General features: G+C 38.4%; 13 protein-coding genes. 4 read left to right on the forward strand and 9 right to left on the reverse strand.

Annotation, left to right across the window (positions count from 1 at the left end; all coding sequences use genetic code 11):
• Nucleotides 1-188: 188 nt before the first annotated feature.
• The 3 genes from BQ4443_RS04250 to clpS all read right to left on the reverse strand — a co-directional run bounded on the left by BQ4443_RS04250 (nt 189) and on the right by clpS (nt 4,228).
• Nucleotides 189-1,343 (reverse strand): ABC transporter substrate-binding protein, encoded by a 1,155-nt coding sequence (locus BQ4443_RS04250; protein WP_023950163.1) that lies wholly within the window; start codon nt 1,341-1,343, stop codon nt 189-191.
• A gap of 259 nt (nt 1,344-1,602) precedes the next feature.
• Nucleotides 1,603-3,906 carry an ATP-dependent Clp protease ATP-binding subunit ClpA gene (gene clpA, locus BQ4443_RS04255; protein WP_071058170.1) on the reverse strand — a complete coding sequence of 768 codons (2,304 nt, stop codon included), beginning with the start codon at nt 3,904-3,906 and terminating at the stop codon, nt 1,603-1,605.
• A 28-nt stretch (nt 3,907-3,934) separates the two neighbouring features.
• Entirely contained in the window at nt 3,935-4,228 is a 294-nt protein-coding gene (gene clpS / locus BQ4443_RS04260) for an ATP-dependent Clp protease adapter ClpS (protein ID WP_023950164.1), read from the reverse strand.
• A gap of 170 nt (nt 4,229-4,398) precedes the next feature.
• Here clpS and BQ4443_RS04265 point away from each other — a divergent pair, with 170 nt between their 5' ends.
• The 3 genes from BQ4443_RS04265 (at nt 4,399) to BQ4443_RS04275 (ending at nt 5,703) form a co-directional block, all read left to right on the forward strand.
• Complete coding sequence (locus tag BQ4443_RS04265) at nt 4,399-4,638, forward strand: cold-shock protein (protein ID WP_023950165.1); 240 nt, start codon at nt 4,399-4,401, stop codon at nt 4,636-4,638.
• 122 nt (nt 4,639-4,760) lie between these two features.
• On the forward strand, nt 4,761-5,258 hold the full coding sequence (locus BQ4443_RS04270) for a DUF192 domain-containing protein (RefSeq protein ID WP_083331851.1): 498 nt from the start codon (nt 4,761-4,763) through the stop codon (nt 5,256-5,258).
• A gap of 61 nt (nt 5,259-5,319) precedes the next feature.
• Complete coding sequence (locus BQ4443_RS04275) at nt 5,320-5,703, forward strand: hypothetical protein (protein ID WP_143000553.1); 384 nt, start codon at nt 5,320-5,322, stop codon at nt 5,701-5,703.
• A gap of 31 nt (nt 5,704-5,734) precedes the next feature.
• On the opposite strand, the gene BQ4443_RS04280 is transcribed toward BQ4443_RS04275, so the two are convergent.
• The 3 genes from BQ4443_RS04280 to BQ4443_RS04290 all read right to left on the reverse strand — a co-directional run bounded on the left by BQ4443_RS04280 (nt 5,735) and on the right by BQ4443_RS04290 (nt 9,281).
• On the reverse strand, nt 5,735-6,664 hold the full coding sequence (locus tag BQ4443_RS04280; protein WP_023950168.1) for a LysR substrate-binding domain-containing protein: 930 nt from the start codon (nt 6,662-6,664) through the stop codon (nt 5,735-5,737).
• A gap of 126 nt (nt 6,665-6,790) precedes the next feature.
• Nucleotides 6,791-8,827: an ATP-dependent DNA helicase RecG gene (gene recG, locus BQ4443_RS04285; protein ID WP_071058171.1), complete on the reverse strand. Its 2,037-nt coding sequence runs from the start codon at nt 8,825-8,827 to the stop codon at nt 6,791-6,793.
• Between the two features lie 64 nt (nt 8,828-8,891).
• The gene (locus tag BQ4443_RS04290) at nt 8,892-9,281 is read right to left on the reverse strand and encodes a Rid family detoxifying hydrolase (RefSeq protein ID WP_071058172.1); all 390 of its coding nucleotides are present in this window, start codon (nt 9,279-9,281) and stop codon (nt 8,892-8,894) included.
• 221 nt (nt 9,282-9,502) lie between these two features.
• Here BQ4443_RS04290 and BQ4443_RS04295 point away from each other — a divergent pair, with 221 nt between their 5' ends.
• Nucleotides 9,503-10,249: a sulfite exporter TauE/SafE family protein gene (locus tag BQ4443_RS04295; RefSeq protein ID WP_023950171.1), complete on the forward strand. Its 747-nt coding sequence runs from the start codon at nt 9,503-9,505 to the stop codon at nt 10,247-10,249.
• Nucleotide 10,250: 1 nt separating this feature from the next.
• Here the strand turns inward: BQ4443_RS04295 and ntrC are convergent, their stop codons facing one another.
• The 3 genes from ntrC to glnA are packed head-to-tail and all read right to left on the reverse strand — an operon-like array spanning nt 10,251 to nt 14,359.
• Nucleotides 10,251-11,822, reverse strand: a complete 1,572-nt coding sequence (gene ntrC / locus BQ4443_RS04300; protein WP_071058173.1) for a nitrogen regulation protein NR(I) — start codon at nt 11,820-11,822, stop codon at nt 10,251-10,253.
• Nucleotides 11,815-12,897, reverse strand: a complete 1,083-nt coding sequence (gene glnL / locus BQ4443_RS04305) for a nitrogen regulation protein NR(II) (protein ID WP_071058174.1) — start codon at nt 12,895-12,897, stop codon at nt 11,815-11,817. The genes ntrC and glnL overlap by 8 nt, the downstream gene beginning before the upstream one ends.
• A gap of 46 nt (nt 12,898-12,943) precedes the next feature.
• A complete protein-coding gene (glnA, locus tag BQ4443_RS04310; RefSeq protein WP_023950174.1) occupies nt 12,944-14,359 on the reverse strand; it encodes a type I glutamate--ammonia ligase in 1,416 nt (471 codons plus the stop codon).
• Nucleotides 14,360-14,396 lie beyond the last annotated feature (37 nt).

Here is a 14,396-nt window from a genome sequence, read left to right on the forward strand (position 1 = left end):
GTAACCCCCTTTAAAATAATCAACTCTCTTTTTTTGATTTTGACGTGCAGGCTTTCAATTTACTATTCATTCTGTTCATCACTAATAATCAAGTATGAAAGCCTGCACGCCGAAAACGTTCATTATTCACACATAAAAAAGGGAGTTATCACTTCGTGGTAACCCCCTCATTTTATATTTTCAAACTACTATTTCTTCGCATATTGGAACTTGCCGTCTTTAATTTCACCTAACACCGTTGCTCTATCATCAAATCCTTGATGGTCTTTCGCTGTAATATTGAATACACCATTCGGTGCGGTAAGCTCTTTGGTTTGTTCAATTTCATCACGTAAAGCACGACGGAACTCGACTGTTCCTGGTTTGATACCTTTTTGTATAACTCGTGATGCTGCTTGGTCAGCAATCATCCAAGCACCATAAGCATCACCAGCAAATTGAGTCGCTGTATTTGCACCAAACTTAGCTTCATATTTTTGAGTAAAGTCTAAGGCCACTTTTTTAACAGGATTATCATCTGGCAATGTATGAGCTACTACGCCCGGACCTGTTGGGAATAATGTCCCTTCAACTGACTTACCCCCTACTTGTAAAAACTCTAATGTACCAATTCCATGAGTTTGATAGATTGGACCTTTGTAACCACGCTCTTTTAGTGTACGTGCAGGTAATACAGCTGGAGTTCCTGCACCAGCGATTAGAATAGCATCTGGTTTGGCAGCGATTAATTTCATTACCTGACCAACTACTGTCGTGTCTGTTCTTTGATAAGATTCACGTGCAATCACATTGATTTTACTATCAGCGACTTTATTAAATTCATTCCACCAATTTTCACCATATGAGTCTGCATAACCAATAAAAGCTATATTTTTATAGCCTTTCTTAAGCATATCCTCAACAAGTACTTTTGCCATTAAGGTATCGTTTTGTGGCATTTTGAACGCCCATTTACGACCAGGGTCATCAACAGGAACTACAATCGCAGCAGAGGCTGCTAGTGCAATCATTGGTGTTTCGGTTTCTTTTAACACATCTAAAAATGCTAATGCTGCTGCTGTCAAATTTGGACCCACGACCAAATCAACTTTATCCTCTAGCGTCAATTTACGTACATTTTTTACTGCACGACTAACATCAGAAGCATCATCAAGCACAATATAATTTAATTTTTCGCCACCTAAAGTCTTAGGCCATAACGAAATTGCATTTTGAGATTGAATACCAATCGCGGCAGCTGGGCCAGTCGTCGATAAATCAATACCGACATTAATATCTGCCAGTGCTAGTGTTGGGCAAACAAATGCACCAATAACACAAGAACTTAATAAATGCTTTTTCATAACTATTCCTTAGGAACTTAGGGATTAAAATTAAATGATTAAATACTTTAGTCATTGTATATGTTTACTACAATTTTCTCAATTCATAACACCCGTCAGTGTGAGTACATAGCTACGGATAACGATAATCTCATTCCATTAAATACCATATAATAAACACACTAATTACATACTATCAACACAAAAATACCATAAAAATACCCTATCTTTTTTGATAGGGTATTTCTTCTAAGAACTGATTAACATAAATAACGCTTTATTATTCTTTCTCAGATAATAAGGCTTCATTACCTGTTGAATTTACGGCAGGTGCATGAGGCTGAAAATCTAGTTTTAAAGAGTGGTCATCATTAATATCTACTTGCACTGAGCCGCCATCAACCAATTTACCAAATAATAATTCTTCCGCTAAGGCTTTACGAATCATGTCTTGGATTAAACGTTGCATAGGTCTTGCCCCCATCACTGGATCAAAGCCTTTCTCTGCTAGATATTCTCTTAATTTATCCGAGAAAGTCGCTTCAACTTTCTTAACAGCTAATTGATTTTCTAGCTCTAATAAGAATTTATCCACAACACGCAGAATAATGTCTTGGGTTAATGGTGCAAATGGAATAATCGCATCTAAACGATTGCGGAATTCAGGGGTAAATAGACGTTTAATTTCCACCATTTCGTCCCCTGCTTGACGACTATTATTAAATCCAATGGATTTACTATTAAGTAATTGTGCACCAGCATTGGTCGTCATAATAATCACGACATTTCGGAAATCCGCTTTACGACCATTATTATCAGTTAAAGAGCCATTATCCATTACCTGCAATAAAATATTGAAAATATCAGGATGAGCTTTTTCAATTTCATCCAACAATAAAACAGCATGTGGGTTTTTGGTAATTTGCTCTGTTAATAAGCCACCTTGGTCAAAGCCTACATAACCGGGAGGCGCGCCAATTAAACGAGATACAGCATGACGCTCCATATATTCTGACATATCAAAACGGATAAGCTCTACACCCAAAATCTGCGCTAACTGTTTTGCTACTTCTGTTTTACCCACACCAGTAGGACCGGAAAATAAGAATGAACCAATTGGTTTATCCAATTTACCTAAACCAGAACGTGACATTTTAATCACTGCTGTCAGTGCTTCAATAGCTTGATTTTGACCAAAAACCAAGGTTTTGAGATCACGCTCTAGCGTTGATAATTTATTAATATCATCTGAGGATACCGTTTGTGCAGGAATTTTAGCCATCTTACTAATAATGGCATCAATCTCAGCCTTACCAATAATTTTCTTTTGTTTCGATTTAGGTAATAAGCGTTGTGCTGCACCTGCCTCATCAATAACATCAATAGCCTTGTCAGGCAAATGTCTGTCATTCAAATAACGAGCAGATAACTCAGCCGCCGCTTCAAGTGCCGCATTCGCATATTTCACTTGATGATGTTCTTCAAAACGAGACTTTAGACCTTTTAAAATAGCAATTGTGTCATTGATAGAGGGTTCTTCAATATCAATCTTTTGGAAACGTCTTGATAAGGCATGATCTTTCTCAAAAATACCACGGTATTCTTTAAAGGTAGTTGCCCCCATACAACGTAAACGACCAGACGATAATGCAGGCTTCAATAAGTTTGAGGCATCCATGGAACTGCCCGAAGTTGAACCAGCCCCAATAATGGTATGAATTTCATCAACAAATAAAATGGCATTAGGCTTTTGTTCAATTTCTTTGAGTAAATTTTTTAACCGTTGCTCAAAATCACCTCGATATTTAGTACCTGCTAATAATACCCCAACATCTAAGCCATAAACCACAGCATCACTAAGAATCTCTGGCACAGCACTTTCGATAATTCTCAATGCAAGTCCTTCGGCAATCGCTGTCTTACCGACGCCAGCCTCACCCACTAATAGGGGATTATTTTTGCGACGACGACATAACACTTGAATAACACGTTCAAGCTCTGCATCACGACCTATCAAGGGATCAATCTTGCCGTTTGCAGCTAATTCATTGTAATTAATCGTATAAAGTTCAAGTGCTGATTTTTTGTCCTTATCATCAGCTTGTTGCTTGTTATCGCCTTGTGCACTCACTGGCTCAGATTCACTTGGTCCATGGGCAATAAATTGGGTCACTTTTAAGCGCGTAATCCCTTGCTCTTCTAAAAAGAAGACAGCATGAGTATCTTTTTCTGAAAACATAGACGCAATAATATGTGCCCCGGTCACCCCCTCTCCTCGTTGTACCTTATCTCCTAGACTTAATACCGCACGTTGAATAATGCGTTGAAAACCTAACGTAGGCTGCACATCAAAATCCTTGGCGATAGCTTCCTCAGATAATTTAGGCGTATTCTCATCAATAAAGGCATCTAATTTTCGATATAGCGTAGGCAAATCAGCTCCACACCCCTCTAGCACAGCTTTAGCTGAAGGATTATCTAATAATGCTAACAATAAATGCTCTACTGTCAAAAATTCATGATGCGCCAATCTAGCCATCACAGAGGCTTTTTGCAAAGAAACCTCTAAATCCTGAGAAATCATACTATCTCCAAAACGAAGAACTCACTCACTAAGCTTGTTCCATCACACATAACAATGGATATTGATGCTCTCGTGAATAAGAATTAACCTGTGCCACCTTAGTGGCAGCAATATCTTTGGTATAAGTACCACAAATACCTTTACCTTTAAAATGCACTTCCAGCATAATCTGGGTCGCCTCATCTTCAGACTTATGAAAGAAAATTTTTAGTATATTTACTACAAAATCCATGGGCGTAAAGTCATCATTTAGCAAAACCACCACATACGGTGTAGGTGGTTTGACTTGTATAGACTGCTCAGTTGCAACACCAGTACTCATAATATAAGGTTAAAAAATTAAAATACAATCATCATCAAGGTTACCATTTTAACGATTTCTATCGTTTACTTACAGAGTATTAGTAGTTTCATGGATTGACGCCATGCAAAATCAGCTTTATATTCTGTGACATAACAACACTGTAACTAAAATTGAAGTGAGGAGACGTTATGTCTGAAAATGTAACAACAGAAACAACAAACAAACAATTAGGCACTGTTAAATGGTTTAATGATGCCAAAGGGTTTGGTTTCATTACTCCGGATGGTAGCTCAGAAGACCTTTTTGCACACTTTTCTGCCATTCAAATGTCTGGTTTCAAAACCCTAAAAGAAGGGCAACGCGTCAGTTTTGAACTAGCAGATGGCCCTAAGGGTAAACTAGCTCTTAATATTACCGAAGCTAAGTAATGTTGGCTCCTATAGGCTATTTATAGGAATTTAAAAGAGCGTTAAGTTTTGACATAACAACTTCCTAACGCTCTTTTTAACCGCTACAATGACAATATCTTAACTTATTTCTGGTGGGTATTGTGTTCAAATCCTTTCTTAACTTGCTACGTTATGTTTCTCTTAGCAAACTTGCCCTTATTAGTTTAACTCCTGTCGCTTTTGCAGCAAATCTTACACTACATTCCCTAGATGACGTTATTAAACAACATAAGCTAACTTACCAAATCACGCTAGAAATTAATTCTCATAGAATCAGCACTGAAGTTGTAGATAATAATCAAACCAGAGCACGTGGTCTCATGTTTAGAGCCTCTCTTCCTACAGAAGCCGGTATGCTTTTTGTTTTTGAAGATGAACAAACGCGTTGTTTTTGGATGAAAAATACTTTTATCCCTTTATCCATTGCTTATATAAATGCCGAAAGTAAAATCATTGATATTAGAAATATGGAACCCCAAGACCAAACGTCTATCTGCTCAGCTGAACCAGCTAAGTTTGCTTTAGAAGTCAATCAAGGTTGGTTTGAAAAACACAAAGTCTCTATTGGTGATACTATTTGGGTAGTCAATACTAACTAATTGAGTACAATTAAAGATAACATAAGCCACTAACTCTTTTTTTTTAAAGTTAAAGGTCACAATGATGAAAATACGCTATACTTTACTTGCACTATGTAGTACTTCCCTTATAAGTGCTTGCTCAACAACAGATCTTTTTGATAGTACGCCTCGCTATCCGCATCTAGTCACTACAATGGATAAAGAGCAAGCAAATATTCCTGTTAAATTTATTGCCTCTTGTCTACAAGAAAAATTAAAAGCAAAATATCCTGCTGCGAGCCTAACATATATCATGCAAAATTATTATGATGGAATGATTCCTGGTCCAGAGGCAGATAAACCTAGAGCTGTTTACGATATTTTTGGCTCTACAGATGATATTAATGGCAAAATTACACTTCAACAAGAGACACCGATTGACCCTGCACTAACAGAGTTATTCCGCTCTTGCTTAAGAAACTAAGAATGCCCAAATTGAGATGATGCATTGGTATTTAGTCAACCATTGTTACACCAAATAAGCCAGACTCTTTAATAGCCTTTACCAGTGCATCAATAGCGGGTTGACGTGTAAAGCTACGTCTCCATGCCAAAACAACATCCCTACTAGGCACAGGGTCAGCTAACGGTATATAACGTACCAAACTATTCTCCTCTGTACTTATTTCAGGCACTGCACTTTTAGGCAATAAAGTGATTCCCAGCCCTGCCGCTACCATATGGCGAATCGTTTCTAGTGAGGATCCTTCAAAGGAGCGTTGAATTCCTTCTTCCGTTGAAGAATAACGTGACATCTCTGGACACACCTCTAAAACCTGATCTCTGAAACAATGTCCACTTCCAAGTAGCAACATTGTTTCTTGTTTAAGTTCTTCAGTCGTAATACTTAAAGCATTTGCCCATCGATGATTCACAGGAACGGCCGCAATAAATTCCTCTTTATATAAAGGTTCTATTTCAAGCCCAGAGTCTGGCAATGGTAACGCCATAATAGCGCAATCAATTTCTCCTAACCGTAATAACTCCAACAGCCTAACTGTGAAATTTTCTTGTAGAATCAATGGCATCTGTGGTGTCAGTTCTAATTGACGACGTACTAACTTTGGTAACAGATACGGACCAATAGTATAAATCACCCCTACTTTTAAGGGGCCTTCTAAAGGATCATGACCTTGTCTTGCAATCTCTTTTAAATAACTACTGGCTTCAAGAATTTTTTGAGCTTGAGTGACAATACGCTGACCAATACCAGTCACTGACACTTCACTACCACCTCGCTCAAAGATAGCAACCCCTAACTCATCTTCTAATTTTTTGATTGCTACAGATAATGTGGGCTGGCTAACAAAACAGGCTTCAGCAGCTCGACCAAAATGTTTCTCACGTGCTACAGCAATCACATATTTCAACTCAATTAATGTCATATGCTACCTCCACCTACCCCTATTAATAAAAATTACCTATCAATTCTAACGTAAAAAATTAAAAAATCTATAAAAAACACTATTTTTTACAATTAAATATTATTGATTAATAGTTTTTGTTTATAATTAAGATCGTAAATAATCCGTTCTGCCTTTTAACCAACGTTCTACATGTTGGTGGGCTAGTTCTGGATAGTGTTGAAGAAACAGCATAGCGCCTTCTCTGGCTTTTTCAACTAAGTTAGCATCACTATGTACATCAGCAAAACGCAATAACTGTTCACCTGATTGTCGCAAGCCTAAAAACTCTCCGGGACCACGCTGTTCCAAATCTCGACGGGCAATTTCAAAACCATCATTTGTTTCATGAAGTGCTTTTAAACGATATTTGGCTGTATTAGATAAAGGATTTTGATATAACAAAATACAAACAGAGGCAATATCACCACGACCTACCCTACCTCTTAATTGATGTAGCTGTGCTAAACCAAAACGCTCCGCATGCTCAATAACCATAATACTAGCATTAGGCACGTCTACACCCACCTCAATCACTGTAGTTGCTACCAAGATGGCCAATTCACGATTAGCAAACGCTTGCATCACCTGCGCTTTTTCTTTAGCAGCCATACGTCCATGCAATAAACCAATTTTTAAATCAGGCAAATATTCTTGAATATATTGATAGGTATCAACAGCGGTTTGTAATTGCAATGTTTCACTTTCCTCAACCAATGGACATACCCAATACACTTGCTTACCACTCTGGCACTCTACCCTCAAATGATTCAACAACTCATCACGTCGTTCATTTAACATTAACTTAGTTAAAATTGTCTGCCGCCCCGGTGGTAATTCATCAATAATAGAAACATCAACATCCGCCAAATAACTCATGGCTAAGGTTCGTGGAATGGGTGTAGCACTCATATTTAACTGATGAGGCACGATATCTAATTGACTATCTTCCCCTTTCTTACTGAGACTTAAACGCTGCCCCACGCCAAAACGATGCTGTTCATCAATAATCATTAAGGCTAAGTTTGCAAATTCCACACCCTTCTGAATTAATGCTTGAGTCCCAATAATCAGTTGAGCCTCACCAGACTGTATTTTTTCTAATGCCTCACGTTTTTCTTTTACTTTTAAACTACCCGATAGCCATACCACCTCAATTGACGTATGCTCAAACCATTTTTTCATTTTATAAAAATGCTGTTCTGCCAAAATCTCCGTTGGTGCCATAATCGCTACTTGTTGATGATTTTGTAAAACTAATGCTGCTGTTAAAGCGGCAACAATGGTTTTACCACTCCCTACATCACCTTGTAATAAGCGATGCATGGGGTATGGCTTAAGTAAATCTTGTTTTATTTCCTGAATGACACGTTGCTGTGCGGCCGTTAGAGGTAATCCAAATGTTTTAAGTACCTTATCAAATAACAACGTATCATCAAACGTTAATTTAGGTGCATTTAACTGAGTCCTGGCTTGTCTAGCCAAATACAAAGCTATTTGTTGTGCTAATAATTCATCAAATTTAATCCGCTGCCACGCTGGATGTGTTTTATCCAATAAGGCATATGTATTTTCATGTTGGCTAGGATTATGCAGTATAAAAATCGATTCTTTAAGTGAAGGAAGGTGAAATTTTTCCTTAATTTCCTCTGGAACCGTATCCTTAAAATCTACACGTGATAAAGCTGCCAAAATCGCCTTTCGTAGCACTGGTTGAGTTAAACCTTCAGTACTTGGATAAACCGGTGTAAGTGTTTGCGGTAGGCTTTGACCCGCTTTAGATATTTTGGGGTGAATAATTTCATACCCCCACATACTACTACCTCGTACCTCTCCCCTGATTCTTATTAAGCCAGCTTTTTCTAATTGTGCTTTTTGGCTGCCATAAAAATGAATCCAGCGTAAACTTATTTTCCCAGTCGCATCTTTAAACGTTGCCGTTAATTGTTTACGATGACCATATGATACCGCTACATTTTCAACAACGCCTTCTAGTTGAGCTACTTGTCCCGGATAAATATCGGCAATGTGATGAATTTGGGTTTCATCTTCATAACGTAGTGGCAAATGAAAGACAAAATCACTATCTGACACCAAACCAAGTGCCTGCATTTTCTCTTCTGATGCTGTTCGTTTGACTGCCATATAATCAAAATTTACACTGGACTACAGGAATAATTCTATTGGTTTAAAAGAATTACTATTTAAACTAAATAACAACAATTGCCTCAACTTCAAACAACCCACCTTTAGGCAATCCACTCACTTCAACAGTTGAGCGTGCTGGAAATGGCTCTGGAATCAACTCTGACATAACTGAATTCACAATGCCAAAATTCCCTAAATCAGTCACAAATAACGTTAACTTAACAATATTTTCTAAAGATCCACCTGCCGCGTTGATAACCTCAGTTAAGTTACTAAACGCTTGACGCACTTGCTCTTCTACATTATCGGAAACTAACGCTCCTGTCGCTGGGTCTAAACCAAGCTGACCAGAAAGATAAAGGTTTTTTCCACCTTCAGCAACCACCGCTTGTGAGTATGGTCCAATTGCCGCTGGCGCTTTATCAGTATGTACAATCGTTTTGGCTGTCATATCATCGTCCTTTAAAAAAAATTATTGACTTCACTATTCTAGCAAAATTATGCATACTCACTATGTCACTAAAATAAAATAAGCTATCTTTTTATAAAATAATTGTGTTTATTATGGTAAGCCTGTATTTATAGACTAGTAAAATCCTGATAAGATTAACCCCCTTTATTCTTTATTTATATTAATTAGTCGATTTTATTGACTAGTAAAATTGTTTTTTTATGGACAGTATTTTTTTTATTATTGCTTTTGGTGCACTTGTAGCAGGGTTCTCTCAAGGTTTATCTGGTTTTGGATTTGGTCTAGTGGCGATGTCTTTTTGGGCTTGGGTATTAGAACCTCAACTAGCTGCTGCCTTAACGGTTGTAGGAGGACTCACCGGGCAAATAGTCGCCGCATTTACTGTTCGAAGAGGGTTTGATTTAAAACTCATCCTACCCTTTATTATTGGTGGTTTAGTAGGCATCCCTATTGGCGTCTATCTATTACCTATGTTGGATATCTATAAATTTAAAACAATCCTTGGGGTTTTCTTGATTCTATGGTGTCCTTTTATGTTATTTGCCAATCGTCTGCCTAAGCTAACCAATACACATCGATTCTTTGACGCACTAGCTGGTATGGGCGGAGGTGTCATGGGAGGACTTGGTGGTTTCACTGGCACATTGCCAACACTTTGGTGTACTATCCGAGGTTTTGATAGAGACACTCAACGTTCCATCATTCAAAACTTCAACTTTGCCATGCTCATTGTTGTGTTAATTAGCTATATTAGTAATAGCTTAATTACCCGCAATATGCTGCCATACATTTATATTGTTTCCCCTATCGTTGTATTCACTTCTTATTTTGGGACAAAAATGTACCATGGCATTAGTCAGCAACGTTTCAAACAAATTATTTTAACGCTACTGACTTTTTCGGGAATTTCTATGTTGGTGACATCCTTACCACATTTTTTTCAATAAGCTACGCTTCTAGATCCAACTCTTTTAATTTCCGCGTAACTGTATTACGGCCGATACCTAAGCGATTGGCCGTATCAATTTTTCGACCTCGATAATAGTGTAAGGCAGTCTCAATCACGGCTTTTTCAAAGATTTTATTTAAATTATCCATGATAGATTGTTCATCTGAATTCAGCCTTTTTTGTACCTCTAATCGTAATAACTCTTCCCAATCACTAGGAAAATGTTGTATTCCCCCTTGCTCTGCAATTGTAATATCTGCTTTGCCGACATTGTTATAAGGGCTTACTGAGTGTGATCCTTGCTCATATGATAATGGCTGCGTCTGATGCGTTAATTGACTACCCTTAGTGGTAGATCCCATCTCTACTTTGGCACTAAGACTTGCTAACAACTCTGGAGGTAAATCATCCATAGTTATTAGACTTGCTGGAGACATCACTGTCAGCCAATGGCAGAAATTTTCTAATTGACGCACATTGCCGGGAAAATCAAATTGACATAAAGCCTCTAAGACCTCATTACTTAGTTGCTTAACAGGTACACCTAAGCTTGCTGCCGATAAGCGAAGAAAATGCCTTGCCAATTGAGGAATATCATCCTTTCTCTCGCGTAGTGGTGGGATACGTAGACGAATAACATTCAACCGATGAAATAAGTCCTCCCTAAAAACCCCTTGCTCGACACGATCCTCTAATGGTTGATGAGTAGCCGCAATAATACGCACATCTACATGTACTGGCTGAGTGCCACCAATTCGATAAAAAGAACCTTCTGCGAGAACGCGTAGTAAACGTGTTTGTAAATCCAGTGGCATATCACCAATTTCATCCAGAAATAATGTGCCACCGTCGGCTTCCTCAAATCGACCTTTACGTAGTTGATTCGCCCCTGTAAACGCTCCTTTTTCATGCCCAAACAATTCTGCTTCGAGTAAATCCTTTGGAATAGCGGCGGCATTAATTGCTACAAACGGTTTGTTTTTACGATTACCATGCTCATGCACAGCCCGTGCAATTAATTCTTTACCTGAACCAGATTCACCCGTAATCAACACAGTCACTTTGGAAGGAGCAAGCCGTCCTATGGCCCTGAAAATCTCTTGCATAGACTTAGAATGCGATTGGGTCATCATTTTTCCCACATCAGCTGAAGACGGCGCTGGAATATCTGCACTCTCTGCCATAGATTTTTTATTCAAGTTGAGCATTTGGCTATGCTCACAAGCTCTTTGAATCAAACTAACGGCATCATTAATATCAAATGGCTTTGGTAAATAATCAAATGCACCACCTTGGAAGGCCTCAACCGTACTATCTAAGTCAGTAAATGCTGTCATCACAATGACAACAATATCCGGATAATCATGCTTGATTTTTTTCAATAGTTCTAGCCCTGACATATCAGGCATACGGATATCAGTTACTAGCACATGAGGTTGACTAGTCTTTAGGGCTGTAAGTAAGCTATCAACAGTATCAAACGTGGTAGCTTGTAAATGAACTCTTTGTAATGCTTTATCTAATACCCAACGGATTCCTTGATCATCATCGATAATCCATATCTTACTCATGTGAATCCTCCATAGGTAACAACACTCTAAACTCCGTCCTACCAGGTACTGTATCGAACTCAATTAATCCACCATGCTGGCGTACTAATTCTTGTGCTAAGCTTAAGCCCAGACCAGTCCCATTTGCTCTACCTGTCACCAAAGGATGGAAAACCCTATCTACTATATTCGCAGGTACCCCAGGACCATTATCTATCACGGATAAACACAATACCATGCGATAAATCTTATCTAGTAACAAATATCGATGTAATATTCGAGTACGCAAAATAATCTTTGGTTGTTCAATCGCTTCCTTTGCTCCTAAAATCGCTTGAGCGGCATTACCACATATATTCAAATACACTTGAACTAATTTCGCTTTGTCTGCTTTTATATCTGGAATCGAAGCATCATAGTCGCGTACAAAAGTAATTTTTCCCTGATATTCAGCATTAAGTAAGGTAAATACCCGTTCACAAATTTCGTGTATATTAAACACTGATAATTGCAAGCCAGACTGTGCTGGTTTAATTAATCTATCCACAAGTTGCTGTAACCTATCTACCTCAGCAATAATCACTTTGGTATATTCCTGATGATCAGTATTTTCTAGCTCCAACTCTAACAGTTGGGCAGCCCCTCTAATACCACCCAATGGTTTTTTAACTTCATGGGCAAGATTTCTAAACGTTTCCTGATAGATTTCAAGTTCTCTAGCCAAGCGAATACTACGCTCTGACAAGGCTTGCTGTTCAATAGGATGTAGCTCAAGAATGATATTGTCATGACTTAAATGCATAACAGCATTCACTGTTTCTGTGGATTCAAATTTAGCAATCCCTCCAGAAAAAGCAACGGAGACAGAACGACGCTTAACAATGGTGTCAAAAGCTTTTTGAAAACTCTCTTTATCCTCAAATAAAGAAGCTACTGTAGCACCGATAAAAGAGCGCCGAGAACGTTCAAAAAGATTTTGAGTGGCTGAATTTACCCACTCAATTTGACCTGCCTCATTGGCAACAATAATGCAGGTCAGGAGTAAATCAAATGTTTGCCATTGTTGTGCTACAGGAGTTAACGTTGTACTAGACATTGTTGAACCTCCTGTAAAACACTTTAATGACTACCGACTTTAAAACTTATAGTGAATAATACAAATCAAACTCAGCTGGATGAGTTGTCATACGTAGACGATTCACTTCTTGCATTTTAAGTTCTAAATAAGCATCTAACATATCATTACTAAATACACCACCACGAGTTAAGAACTCACGATCAGCATCTAGGGCTTCTAGCGCTTGTTCTAATGAAGAGGCTACTGTAGGTACTTTTTTGTCTTCTTCTGGTGGTAAATCATATAAGTTCTTGTCCGCTGGATCACCAGGATGGATTTTATTTTGAATACCATCAAGACCAGCCATTAATAAAGCAGAGAAGGCTAAATATGGGTTAGCTAATGGATCTGGGAAACGAGCTTCAATACGGCGACCTTTTGGATTACTTGTATACGGAATACGAATAGAAGCAGAACGGTTACGTGCAGAATAAGCCAATTTTACTGGTGCTTCAAAATGAGGAACTAAACGTTTATATGAGTTAGTACCTGGGTTAGTAATAGCATTCAAGGCACGAGCGTGTTTGATAATACCACCAATGTAGTAAAGCGCAGTTTCTGATAAACCAGCATAACCATTACCTGCAAATAGGTTTTGACCATCTTTCCAAATAGATTGATGCACGTGCATACCAGAACCGTTATCACCTACGATTGGTTTTGGCATAAATGTAGCTGTTTTGCCATACATATGAGCAACATTATGAATAGTGTATTTCAAGATTTGGTTCCAGTCAGCACGTTGAACTAGCGTACTAAATCGAGTACCAATCTCTAATTGGCCTGCATTTGCTACTTCATGGTGATGAATTTCCACAGGTACACCTTGTTGCTCAAGTACTAAGCACATTTCTGAACGCATATCACCAAAAGAGTCTACTGGTGACACAGGAACATAACCTCCTTTCACGCGAGGACGGTGACCATGGTTTTTACCGTCATAATCAAGCGCACTTGCTGAAGCTGCTTCATCAGAATGAATTTTAACGAAGCGATTATACATATCATCGCCCCAAGAAATACCATCAAAAACAAAGAACTCAGGCTCAGGACCAAAGAAAGCGGTATCACCAATACCTGATGATTTTAAATAAGCTTCTGCACGACGAGCCAAAGAACGAGGGTCACGATCATAACCTTTTAAATCAGAAGGCTCAACTACATCACACGTTAAAATTAGCGTAGGCTCTTCACGGAAAGGATCCATACGTGCTGTTGAAGCATCTGGAATCAATAACATATCAGATGCCTCGATTCCTTTCCAACCAGCAAGAGATGAACCGTCAAAAGGTTGACCTGACTCAAACTTATCTTCATCCACTTGATGAGCAGGTACAGTCATATGATGTTCTTTACCGAGAGTATCTGTAAAACGAAAGTCTACAAATTTAACTTCGTTTTCACTCATTTTATTTAAAACGTCTTGAGCAGTTATTGCCATGTTGATTTCTCCTAAAATCTAAACTTTGTTGAACGAT

The organism is Pelistega sp. MC2 (assembly GCF_900099475.1).
GTDB classification, from domain to species: domain Bacteria; phylum Pseudomonadota; class Gammaproteobacteria; order Burkholderiales; family Burkholderiaceae_B; genus Taylorella; species Taylorella indica.

Coding starts and splice junctions, on each gene's coding strand:
- BQ4443_RS04250 (WP_023950163.1), bottom strand. CDS start 1,343: ATGAAAAAGCATTTATTAAGTTCTTGTGTTATTGGTGCATTTGTTTGC.
- clpA (WP_071058170.1), bottom strand. CDS start 3,906: ATGATTTCTCAGGATTTAGAGGTTTCTTTGCAAAAAGCCTCTGTGATG.
- clpS (WP_023950164.1), bottom strand. CDS start 4,228: ATGAGTACTGGTGTTGCAACTGAGCAGTCTATACAAGTCAAACCACCT.
- BQ4443_RS04265 (WP_023950165.1), top strand. CDS start 4,399: ATGTCTGAAAATGTAACAACAGAAACAACAAACAAACAATTAGGCACT.
- BQ4443_RS04275 (WP_143000553.1), top strand. CDS start 5,320: ATGATGAAAATACGCTATACTTTACTTGCACTATGTAGTACTTCCCTT.
- BQ4443_RS04280 (WP_023950168.1), bottom strand. CDS start 6,664: ATGACATTAATTGAGTTGAAATATGTGATTGCTGTAGCACGTGAGAAA.
- recG (WP_071058171.1), bottom strand. CDS start 8,827: ATGGCAGTCAAACGAACAGCATCAGAAGAGAAAATGCAGGCACTTGGT.
- BQ4443_RS04290 (WP_071058172.1), bottom strand. CDS start 9,281: ATGACAGCCAAAACGATTGTACATACTGATAAAGCGCCAGCGGCAATT.
- BQ4443_RS04295 (WP_023950171.1), top strand. CDS start 9,503: ATGGACAGTATTTTTTTTATTATTGCTTTTGGTGCACTTGTAGCAGGG.
- ntrC (WP_071058173.1), bottom strand. CDS start 11,822: ATGAGTAAGATATGGATTATCGATGATGATCAAGGAATCCGTTGGGTA.
- glnL (WP_071058174.1), bottom strand. CDS start 12,897: ATGTCTAGTACAACGTTAACTCCTGTAGCACAACAATGGCAAACATTT.
- glnA (WP_023950174.1), bottom strand. CDS start 14,359: ATGGCAATAACTGCTCAAGACGTTTTAAATAAAATGAGTGAAAACGAA.